Below are 10289 nucleotides of genomic sequence, written 5' to 3'. Positions count from 1 at the left end.
GTCCCCCACCAGATCACTCACACCCCACCAACGACCCAGAACCCAAACCGTTTCGGATCAATAGGCCGGAGGCCCACCGGCGTTCTTGGCCAGCCCTTCGAAGACCGCGCGGTCCCACTTGGCCGCATCCTCCTTCCCGAAGTCGCGCCGGATGCCGGAGGCCACGGCGCTCCAGGTGGCGAGATGATGGTCGTTCCACGCCGGCGGAATGGTCAGGTCGGCACGCTTGGCGCCGGGTTTCACCGCGGCCAGTCCCTCAGCGGTCTGGCGAGTCGCAGCCTTCCGCAAGGTGACGTAGCACGCGGGATCTTCGGATATTTCACGCACGACTGGCAGTAGCCAGACGCTGCCCAAGGACATGTGGACGCCGTGGTCGTCATTCCGTGCCGGCTTGTCAGGCACGCGGTATCGTCATGATCTCGTGGTAGGTCGGCGGACAGAGGGTGTCGACGAACCCTCCGATTCTCGTCAGGACGGGCAGCCGAGCCTCTTCTTGTACGCCTCGAAGTAGGGCGGTCCGAGCTTCTCCAGCAGGGGTTGGGACTTGTCGTTCCACTGAATGTCCTTGACGTCCACGGCGATGACGTCACCCTTGTCGCTGACTCCAGGGCATGGCATGACCGTCACCACGCCATAACTCCAGGAGGCGTATTTTCCGTCTCCGAAGTAGCGGATTCCCTTCACGTCGTAGAACTCGAAGTAGTCGCGTAGTGTGTATCCGCTCTTCTCCCAGTCGGCGTCGCTCACCACGGAGTCATTTCCGTCCACGTACATGTGGCAGAACTTCCCCTCAGTGATGTCGTCACCTCCGTCGTCCTGCTTCAGCCTTTTACCCTCGTCGAGCAGCGTCTCGAGGATCTCCTTGTCCGCGGGGATCTGGCAGATATTGTCCGGGACTGTGTAGGCGATGCCGTCGCTCGGCGCGTTGCATGCAGTGACCGCCACTGCGACTGCGGTGGCAGTTGCTAGTTTCTTCAGTGACAAAGGTGGAACCCGTTTCCTGTGTCTCAACTTGCGCGGTGCGGCGTGGTCAACTGAATGTTCGGCCAGTGGCTGGGAAGAGCTCACGTGCCGTCTCCCGAGGAGTTCCACTGGGCGCCGTCGGAATGGCTTACGCCCGACTGGGTGCGAACTGCCCGCTCGATCGCTTCTCTCGTCTCCTCGTCAATTCCTCCATAGTGCGAGACGTAACTGTTGACAGCGGCCGAAGCCGCTCTCACCGCAGTCTTCCTGCCCTCCGAGTACTCATTCCCAGCCGCGCGCTCTGCCTCGCTGGTGGTGTCATGCTTGATGCTCTCCAGAACGCTCTCCGACAGATCCTCGGCCAGCCAGTTCACCGGCTCGGCCACGGCCGAGAACGGGGCGGGGATGGCTCCGGTACCGAGGCCCACGATGCGGTTGATCCACTTGGCGTTGTCGGCCGCTGCCTTGTTGAATTCCTCGTCGATGGCCGTGTGGTAGTCGTAGATCGCGTCAGCGCGTGAGTTGCTCATGATGCCCGCGATGGCAGCACCCGGTGCGACAAGATCGCCGACGCGAGAGGCGTCCTCGGCGGTGAGGTTCTTGCCCTCCGCCTTGAGGAACTCATGGACGACTTCTGCGGTGTACGCCTGCTGTGATGCGGTGATGGCGCTGTACGCATCCGGGTCCTGGCCCACGATGCCGAGGAACTTCTGTGCGTCCCCGTAGCCGAGGCCGGCCGGCGCGCCGTTGACCGGGAACGTCTTGCTGTCGGCGCTCTCCAGGTACATCGAGCGCTGGAAGTCGCCCATGTAGTCGGCTGCGATGTTGCCCAGGCTGTCGCGGAGGGCGTAGAGGGGGCCGGTCTTCTCGTCCTCCAGGTCGCCGTTCATGTTGTGGGTGAGCAGGTCCGGGTTCTTGGCGAACTTCTCCACGATGTCGTGGACCAGCTTCGCCTGTTCCTTGCTGTGCTTGACCGAGGGATCGACCACGTCGCTGTCGTACGGGCGGCCTGTCGCGGCGGCCTCGAGGGCGTGGCCCAGGGCGTTGGGGCCGTGGTTGCGGGCCTTTTCCGTCGCTTCGGAATCAGCCGCCATGTTCAACGCGTTCCGGTCGGCCGTCCACTCGAAGTCCTTGTCGGTGAAGAGATCGAGGTAGGACTTGAAGTCCGTCTTGGCGCCGGACTTGATCGTGCCGTCCTCGTTGTAGGCGGTCGGCTTCTCGGTGAAGAACTGCTCGGCCGCCTCGGGGCTGTGGCCCAGCGCCTCCAGGACGCTGTTCAGCGGGTCGTTGCCGCTGCCGAGTTTTCCGGACGGGTTGAACCCGTAGCGGTCGGGCATGCCGGCGGGCCTGTTGTCGAGGAAGCGAGTCGGATCGTCCTTGTGCAGCTGGGTGATGTGCTCCGCGATGGGGGTCAGGAACGCGGGATCGTAGTTGCCGTAGCGGAGCAGGCCGCCCAGGACCTGGTAGCCGTAGGGCTTTTCCCACATGCCCCGTGTCCATTCGATCTGCTGAGTGCCCAGTTTGCGGAACTCCGCGCCCCACCAGGAGGGGAGGTGCTGCCGGTCGCCGCGGACGCTCTGCGGGGTGTAGGGATCGGTGGCGTTGGCCAGGGCGTGGCCCATGTACTTCTGCAGGTCCTGCACTCCGGCCAGGCGGGTCTTGGAGGCGTCGTCGCTGGTGCCGTCGATGGACATGGCGGCGTAGAACTCGAGCGTCTGCCGGGGGCCGCCCAGGCCCTCGAAGAACTCGGTGGCGAATTCGCCGTCCTTCTCCCGGCCGTTGTGGCGCAGCAGACGGTTGAGTTCCGCGAGTTCGCGGTCGGACATGTTCTCGCGCTTCTTGGCGAGTTCGAGGGCCCGCTCGACCTGCGCGTCGTTGAGGGAGCCGTACTTCGCGTGGCCGGCGTTGTACGGGTCGGTCCCGTGGGCCCGCTTGAGCGCCAGCTTGGCGGAGGCGTCGATGTCGCGGGCGTGGGCGACCTTCCGGGTGATGGTGTCGGCGTAGCGCTGCCGGTCCGCCTTCGTGTCGTCCTTGCCGTCTTTGCTGCTTCCGGCGTCGGCGTCCGAGCCGGGGCGGACGCCGACGCTCACCGTTCCGTCGCCCTTGTCCTCGACGGTGTAGCCCTTCTCCTTCGCCTCGGCGGTGAGGGTGCGCACGCTCTTCTGCAGTGCCACGAGCTCGCGGTGGGCGTCGTCCAGGACCTGGAAGATGCTGTTGGCCTCGGTGTGGAGGTCCGCGAACTCCTTGACGGTCTTGTCCACGAACTTCCGGGTGACACCGGCGTTCACGCCTTCCCAGCGAGCCCGGTCGGACTTCTTCTTCAGGCCGTCGCGGGCATCGGTCTCGAGCTGCTTGAGGTTGGCGACAGCCTTCTTCCAGTCCGACACCGCGGTGCCCAGCTTGCCGAGGTCGACCTGCATCAGGTCGTTGTAGGTGATGGCCATGGCCGGTCTTCCCCCGTGCTACTTGAAGTACTTCTCGAGTTCCGAGACGGGCAGCTCGGAGCCGTCGCGCTGCGCGATGACCGCGGCGATCCGGGCGTCGTCGTTGGCGTGCAGCTTCTTGCTGAAGTCCAGGTGGTTGGAGATGTGGGCACAGGCCTGGCGGACGGCCTTCACCTGGCTCTCCCAGACGGACAGGGTCGTCATGAGTTCGTCGCCCATGGTGAAGTGGGAGCTGGACAGTTCCGTCGCCGCCTGGTGCGTGGAACCGGCATGGTCGGAGTTCATGCCGGCGCCCGCGATGTCCACCTTCTTGACGAGATCGCCGTGCAGGACGAAGGCGTCGTGCCCCACGGCGCCGAGGTCGTCCTGGCGTGCGACCAGATCGGGCTTGCCGCCGCTGCCTCCCTGGGCCGGCGCCTGGTTCAGCTGCATGTGCGCCGGCGGCCGGTCGGCGGCCTGAGCCTTCAGCTGTTCCCACTCGTCCCATGCCATGGATTCGCCCTTCCTCGGCGTTCAGCCGGACTCAGCCGTGCCGCTTGCCTGCGTTGCTGCGGAGCATGCGCTCGCCAGTAACCACACTCTGCCCCGCCATCAGAACTCTTCCTCCACCAGCCCCGTCTGCACCAGCGGACGCCCCCTGCGCCGCGAGACGAACACGCCCCGGCCCGGAGGCATCGGGCGGGGGCGGACGCCGCCGAGGACGTCGCCCTCGGTGGGGTCGCCGGCCAGGACCACGCCCTGGGCGCCGAGTTCCTTGATGCGCTGCAGGAACGCCTCGTAGCCGGCCCGGCTGGCGCCGGCGGTGGAGCGGGCGAGGATGAAGCGGACGCCGACGTCGCGGGCGAACGGGAGGAGTTCCGTGATGCCGCTGAGCGGGTTGCCGCTGGAGGTGGCGACCAGGTCGTAGTCGTCGACGACCACGTACACCGTCGGGCCCTGCCACCAGCTGCGCTCGCGCAGCTGCTGGGCGGTGACGTCGGCGGTGGGGGTGCGGCGCTTCATCAGGCCGGCCAGGGCCACCATGTGGTGCTCCATGGCGTTGGACATGGGGATGTACTCGGCGAGGTGCGAGTCGGGGGTCGCGCCCAGCAGGGAGCGGCGGTTGTCCACCACGAAGAGCTTGCACTCGTCGCCGGAGTAGCGGGTGGTGAGCTGCTTGATGAGCAGGCGCAGCAGGTTGGACTTGCCGGACTCGCTCTCGCCGAAGATGAGGAAGAACGGGTCCTGGTCGAAGTCGACGAAGACCGGCTCCAGGTTGTCCTCGTCCAGGGCGAAGGCGATACCGCGCCTCGGGAAGCGGTCGCCGGGCGGGAGCTGCTCGGCCGGGAGGCGGCGCGGCAGCAGGCGCACCTCGGGGGCGCCGGGGGCGTGCCAGTGGCGGGAGACCTCGGCGGCGAGCGCCGTGGTGGCGTCGGCCAGGTCCGTGTCGGAGGTGAGGCCGTCGATGCGCGGCACGGCCGCCATGAAGTGCAGCTTCTGCGGGGACTGGCCCCGGCCGGGGACTCCGGTCGGGACGTTGGCGGCCACCTTGCGGTCCAGCTCGGAGTCCATGGTGTCGCCGAGCCGCAGCTCGAGCCGGTTGAGCAGGTTGTCCTTGAGCGCGGAGCGGACCTCCATCGAGCGGGACGCCGACAGCACCAGGTGGACGCCGTAGCCGAGGCCGCGGGCGGCGATGTCGAGGATCACCGGGTCGAGCGCCTCGTACTCGGTGCGGAAGTTGGCCCAGCCGTCGATGACCAGGAAGACGTCGCCCCACGGCTGGTCGGTGACCGAGATCTCGCCGCGGGCCCGCTTGAGGCGGTACTCGGCGATGGAGGAGATGCCGTTGGCCCGGAAGTACTCCTCGCGGCGGTTGAGGACGCCGTAGACCTCCGCGACCGTGCGCCGGACCTTCTCCGGGTCCAGGCGGGAGGCGATGCCGCCGACGTGCGGCAGTCCGGCGACCGCGGACATGCCGCCGCCGCCGAAGTCGAGGCCGTAGAACTGCACCTCGTGCGGGGTGTGGGTGAGGGCGAAGGAGCAGATGAGCGAGCGCAGGAGTACGGACTTGCCGGACTGGGGGCCGCCGAGGATCTGCATGTGGCCGGCGGCGCCGGAGAAGTCCACCCAGAGCGGGTCGCGGCGCTGTTCGTAGGGCTTGTCGACGATGCCGACGGGGACCACCAGCCGGCCGGCGGCCTCGTAGTCGGGCGGGGTGAGGCCGCGGCCCTCCACGGCCGTCAGGCCGGGCAGCAGCGAGTCCAGCGAGGGCGGGCTGTCCAGCGGCGGCAGCCACACCTGGTGGGCCGCCGGGCCCTGGGCCTCAAGCCGGCGCACGATCACATCGAGGACGGTGTCCGCCAGGGCGTCGTCCACATCGCTGGAACCAGAGCTGGGGGAGGCGGTGCGCTGGTGCGGGATGGGGGCGTAGCGGACGGGGACCTCCGCGGCGGTGAACAGCACCGGGCGCCGGTCCACCGGCAGCCGCCCGTCGGCGGACAGGTCGCGCTGCGGGCCGGAGCGGTAGACGCCGGAGACGTACGCCGCCTTGAAGCGGACCATCTCGTCGGTGCCGTACTTCAAAAAGCCCGAGCCGGGCACGTTCGGCAGCTCGTAGGCGTCGGGCACGCCGAGGGCCGCCCGGGACTCGGCGGCGGAGAAGGTGCGCAGACCGATCCGGTACGACAGGTAGGTCTCCAGGCCGCGCAGCCGGCCCTCCTCCAGGCGCTGCGAGGCGAGCAGCAGATGCACGCCCAGCGAGCGGCCGATGCGGCCGATCTGCACGAACATGTCGATGAAGTCCGGCTTCGCCGACAGCAGTTCGCTGAACTCGTCGATGACGACGAGCAGCGAGGGGATGGGCTGGAGCGGGGCGCCGGCGGCGCGGGCCTTCTCGTAGTCGTGGATGTTGGCGTAGTTGCCGGCGTCGCGCAGCAGCTCCTGGCGGCGGTTGAGCTCGCCGCGGATGGAGTCGCCCATGCGGTCGACGAGGGTGAGGTCGTCGGCCAGGTTGGTGATGACGGCGGCGACGTGCGGCATCTGCGCCATGCCGGCGAAGGTGGCGCCGCCCTTGAAGTCCGCGAGGACGAAGTTCAGCGTCTCGGAGGAGTGGGTGACGGCGAGGCCCAGCACCAGGGTGCGCAGCAGTTCGGACTTGCCGGAGCCGGTGGCGCCCACGCACAGGCCGTGCGGGCCCATGCCCTCCTGGGCGGCCTCCTTGATGTCGAGCATCACCGGGCGGCCGTCCTCGCCGACGCCGATCGGCACCCGCAGCCGCTCCGCCTGGGAGCGGGGCCGCCAGGTGCGGCGGACGTCGACGGAGGCGGCGTCGCCCAGGTTCAGCAGGTCGGTGAACTCCAGGTTCGCCAGCAGCGGTTCGTCGTCGTCCCCGCCGGAGGCCATGCGCAGCGGGGCGAGCTGCCTGGCCAGCGCCTCGGCGGACTCGTAGGACAGGGTGTCGGGCGTGCCCTCGTAGACGGCGCCGTGCGCCGACTCCAGGCGCACCGTGTGCGGCTGCACGACGACGGTGAGGTCGCCGTGGGCGCCGGCCGGGTCGCCCTCGACGACCTCGACGACGGTGACGCCCTGCAGGCCCTCGGGGCTCGCCAGCAGGGAGTCGGGCGGCAGGGACACCCCGTCGAGGACCACGACGACGTGCGGGGTCTCGGGCAGCGGCGCGGCATTGGGGTGGAAGCGGGGGCGGCCGGTGAGCCGGGAGGCCAGCAGGTCCTCGATCTCACGGGGGTCGCCGCTGATCAGGCGGCGCGAGCCGGCGCCGTCCGCGACGTCCGGCACCTGCACATGCGGCAGCCACTTGGCCCACTCCCAGTGCGGCAGCGTCTCCCGGCTCGCGGCGACCGCGACGATCAGGTCCTCGGGGGAGTGCAGCGCGGCCAGCGAACCGGTCATCGCGCGGGCGGAGGATCGCACCGACTCCGGCTCGCCGCCGAGGGTGACGTGGTAGAAGGCCCGCAGGGAGACCGCCATCGGCAGGTCGTCCAGGGTGCTGTGCACCGCGACGAACCGCTGCATCGCGCCGGCCGTCAGCGGCTCCAGCTGGTCGACCGGGCCCGTCTCGGGGGCGATCAGGGGGGTGGCCAGGGGCTGCGGGCCGAGCCCGATGCGTACCTGCCCGAAGTCCTCGTCGGCCGGGCGCCGTTCCCACACCCGGCTGCCCTCGGCGACCAGCGCCCACAGCTGCTCCGGCGAGGGGTGCAGGTAGTACTGGGCGTCGCGCTGGGCCTTCGCCGTGCGCTGGGCGGTGCGGCGGGTCTGCGACAGATAGCTCAGGTAGTCGCGGCGCAGGTCGGCCAGCTGGCCCTGGTTGCCGCGCCGGAAGCGGATCACCATCGCGATCGACATGGCGATCGTGGAGGCGATCATCACCATGCCCATGATGCGCATGAAGGGCTGCCCGCTGGTGAAGAAGAACACCACCGAGCCGCCCATGCCGAGCGTCGGGAGCAGTTGCATCAGCACGCTCTCGTGCTGATTGCGCGGCAGTTCGGGCGGTGGCTGGATGACGACCTCGCCCGAGGGCACGTCCGGCGGCAGCGCCCGAGGCGGACGCTTCACGACGATCTGGCTCACAGCTGCACCAATCCTCTTGCCGGCCCGCCGAATTCGCCGTCCACCACCCCGTGTCAGGTGGACGAGGGCCGCCGCGCGATCCTACTGATCACACCACACACCCGCGGACGGTAGGGTGCCCGACGGATGTTCGCGTGCGCACAGAACCGGTACGCACACCGACGAACCGAGCGATCGAGGGGGAGCAGCAGGTGAGTATGACGGCCTCCACGGCGGCCACCGGCACCGGGGGCCCGGGCGGCACGGGCGGTCCGGCGGGCAGCGGCGCTCCGGGGCAGCCGGCTCCGGCCGGGGCGGCCACCGGTCTCGGGTTCTGCCGCGTCACCATCGTCGCGCCCGACGCCAGGATCGACGTGGCGCTGCCCGACGACGTGCCGGTCGCCGACCTGCTGCCGGAGATCCTCCGGCTGTCCCGGCAGAGCGCCGCCGACGGCGCCCCGGTCGGCTACCACCTGGTCCGCCGGGACGGGGCCGTCCTGGACAGCTCCCGGTCGTTCGCGGCCCAGCGCATTCTCGACGGCGAACTGCTCACCCTGCGCCCCTTCTCGGAGTCGCTGCCGCCGGCCGTCTTCGACGACGTCTCCGAGGCGGTCGCCTCCGCGGTCACCCGGGACCGGTCCCTGTGGAGCGGCGACCTCACCCGCGCCGCGGGCCTCGTGGGCGGCGCGGTGCTGTCGGCGCTGCTCGCGTTCACCGCCTGGAACGCCGACCCGCGCCACGACATGCACAGCCTGCCGGGCATCCTCGCCGGCGTCGCCGGAGCGCTGCTGGTCGTCCTCGCCTGTGTCCGCGCCCGCGTCTACGGCGACCGGGGCGCCTCCGTGGCGCTCGGCCTCGGCGCGCTCCCCAGCGTCGGTGTGGCGGGCTCCGGCCTGCTGTCGCTGTCCGCCGGGCAGGGCATCGGCAAGCTGCAGTTCCTGCTCGCCTGTGCGGCCGTCCTGGTGGCCTCCGTGATCCTCACCCTGTGCTCGCCGCGCGGCGACGGCCCCTTCGTCGCCTGCACGGCCGCCTCGGGCACCGCCCTCGCCGTCACCCTGGCGGCGCTGCTGCTGCGCTGGTCCCCGGCGGAGATCGCCGCCGCGTGCGCCCCCGTCGCCATCGGCGCCCTCGCCTTCCTGCCGGGCCTGTCCGTGCGCTTCGCGCGGCTGCCCATCGGCTTCGAGGCGCCGGACACCACCACGCGCAGCACCTACGGCAACGACCCCGAACCGCACCAGCCGGTGGACGCCGGACGCATCGAGGCGCAGGCCCGCCGCGGCCACGAACTCCTCGTCGGCCTGGTCGGGGGCTGTGCGCTGCTCGCGGTCGGCGCCGCCCTGGTGCTGAGCTTCTCGGGCGGCCTGTGGGGCCAACTGCTGGCCCTGGCCACCGGCGTCGCCCTGCTGATGCGGGCCCAGCTCTTCCGCTACACCGCCCAGGTCGCCACGGTGCTGGCCGCGGGGCTCGGCTCGCTCACCGCGCTCGGCCTCGGTCTCGCACTCGACCCGCCGCACGCCATGATCCGCGACGCGCTGGCGGGGGACCGCGCCGATCTGGACATCCGCACCCTCTGGCTGGTCGCCGCCATCGCCCTGGCGGCGGCCCTCATCACCTCCATCGGCCTGGTGTCCTCCCGCAGCGGCCTCACCCCGTTCTGGGGCCGCTTCCTGGAAATCGCCGAGGCCTTCGTACTGCTGACTTTGGTGCCGCTGGCCCTCGCGGTCTTCGACGTGTACGCGACGGTGCGCTCTATGACGGGGTGAGCGGCGGTCCGCGCGGCCGGGTGCGGTGGTCGGTGCGGTGCCCGCGGTGCGGTGCCCGCGGTGCGGGGGTGACAGGTTGTGCGGCCCGCCCCGGAGTGTGGCGTCGACGACGGCAGCCGCGCAGGGGCGTTGAGGGACGGGCCGCCCGCGCGGCTGCGTGCGGCACCGGTTGGGGCGACTGGGCGCCGAGGCGATGGCAGGACGAGTGGTCCGCCGTGGAGTGCGGTGCCGGGTGCGGTGACCGGCCCGTGCCGATGACGAGTTGAGCGGCACTTGAGTGTGGCGCCGATTCGGGCAGGGGTGCCGGGCCGGTGGTGACGGCGCGAGCAGCCCGCCGCCGAGCGCGGCGCGCACCAACGGCGGTGGCCGCGCCCGCAGGCCGGCTGGGAGGCCGCAGAGCCTCGCGCCGGCGGCGGCCCCCGCGCCGGCGGGCCGACCCGGAGGACAGTCCGGCGGACGGACAGTCCCCGGGCGGGCAGGTCCGGGACGGACAGTCCCCGGGCGGGCAGGTCTCGGGTGGGCAGGTCCGGGACGGACAGTCCCCGGGCGGGCAGGTCTCGGGTGGGCAGGT

Annotated in this window: 6 protein-coding genes; 1 reads left to right on the top strand and 5 read right to left on the bottom strand. The window is 70.5% G+C overall.

Translation table 11 applies throughout. The features are described from left to right. Positions 1-57: 57 nt before the first annotated feature. The 5 genes from ABD207_RS30090 to eccCa all read right to left on the bottom strand — a co-directional run bounded on the left by ABD207_RS30090 (position 58) and on the right by eccCa (position 7976). Positions 58-402 (bottom strand): hypothetical protein, encoded by a 345-nt coding sequence (locus tag ABD207_RS30090; RefSeq protein ID WP_344016433.1) that lies wholly within the window; start codon positions 400-402, stop codon positions 58-60. A gap of 66 nt (positions 403-468) precedes the next feature. Further along, positions 469-1068, bottom strand: a complete 600-nt coding sequence (locus tag ABD207_RS30085) for a hypothetical protein (RefSeq protein ID WP_344016432.1) — start codon at positions 1066-1068, stop codon at positions 469-471. Beyond that, entirely contained in the window at positions 1065-3407 is a 2343-nt protein-coding gene (locus ABD207_RS30080) for a DUF6571 family protein (RefSeq protein WP_344016431.1), read from the bottom strand. Before ABD207_RS30080 ends, ABD207_RS30085 begins: the two co-directional genes overlap by 4 nt. Before the next feature lie 18 nt (positions 3408-3425). Further along, on the bottom strand, positions 3426-3899 hold the full coding sequence (locus tag ABD207_RS30075) for a hypothetical protein (RefSeq protein ID WP_344016429.1): 474 nt from the start codon (positions 3897-3899) through the stop codon (positions 3426-3428). Between the two features lie 99 nt (positions 3900-3998). Continuing rightward, positions 3999-7976, bottom strand: a complete 3978-nt coding sequence (gene eccCa, locus ABD207_RS30070) for a type VII secretion protein EccCa (protein ID WP_344016428.1) — start codon at positions 7974-7976, stop codon at positions 3999-4001. A gap of 197 nt (positions 7977-8173) precedes the next feature. Between eccCa and eccD the strand changes: the two genes are divergently transcribed. Further along, on the top strand, positions 8174-9718 hold the full coding sequence (eccD, locus tag ABD207_RS30065) for a type VII secretion integral membrane protein EccD (RefSeq protein WP_425580870.1): 1545 nt from the start codon (positions 8174-8176) through the stop codon (positions 9716-9718). Positions 9719-10289 lie beyond the last annotated feature (571 nt).

This window comes from Streptomyces thermospinosisporus (assembly GCF_039526425.1).
In the GTDB taxonomy this organism is placed as follows: domain Bacteria; phylum Actinomycetota; class Actinomycetes; order Streptomycetales; family Streptomycetaceae; genus Streptomyces; species Streptomyces thermocarboxydovorans.
Note: the sequence above shows the minus strand (reverse complement) of the source record. Positions and strands in the feature narration are given on the sequence as shown.